Source organism: Starkeya nomas, assembly GCF_902703545.1.
Taxonomy (GTDB): domain Bacteria; phylum Pseudomonadota; class Alphaproteobacteria; order Rhizobiales; family Xanthobacteraceae; genus Ancylobacter; species Ancylobacter moscoviensis.
Genome location: NZ_CACSAS010000053.1, coordinates 1 through 591 on the forward strand (window position 1 = coordinate 1; position 591 = coordinate 591).

The following is a 591-nucleotide window of genomic DNA, read 5'->3' on the forward strand; positions in this document are numbered from 1 at the left end:
TGGCGCCGTACACCTTCATCACGCACTTCCCACGGCTCAAGTCGGGACTGCCGGGGCGGGGCGGCCTCGCGCGTCTCGCCCTCTGGTCCTTCATGCTGAAGAGCTACACGCTGAAGGACTGGATGGCCTTCCTCGAAGTCTACGGGATGCCGTTCCGCATCGGCAAATATGGCCCCGGCGCCACCAACGAGGAGAAGGCCGCGCTGCTGCGCGCCGTGCGCGACATCGCCGGGGACGCCGCCGCGATGATGCCGGAATCGATGTCGGTCGAGTTTCACGAGACGAAGGCGTCGACCGGATCGAACGCCTTCGAGAGCAAGGCCCGCTACATCGACGAGCAGCTGTCGAAGATCGTGCTCGGCCAGACCACGACGACGGACGCGATCTCCGGCGGTCACGCGGTGTCGAAGGAGCACAACGAGGTGCGCCACGACATCCTGCGCTCGGATTCGCGCGTGCTCGCCGCGACGATCCAGCGCGACGTGATCGAGCCCTTCGTCGCCTTCAACTTCGGCCCGCAGGAGAACTATCCGCGCCTGTCCTATCCGGTCGAGGAGGCCGAGGACCTGAAGGCGCTGATGGAGAACACCG

Annotated in this window: 1 protein-coding gene; it reads left to right on the forward strand. The window is 66.0% G+C overall.

Translation table 11 applies throughout. The features are described 5' to 3' along the window. The coding region (locus STARVERO_RS23300; RefSeq protein ID WP_159602675.1) for a phage portal protein family protein at positions 1–591 on the forward strand (591 nt) is incomplete at both ends.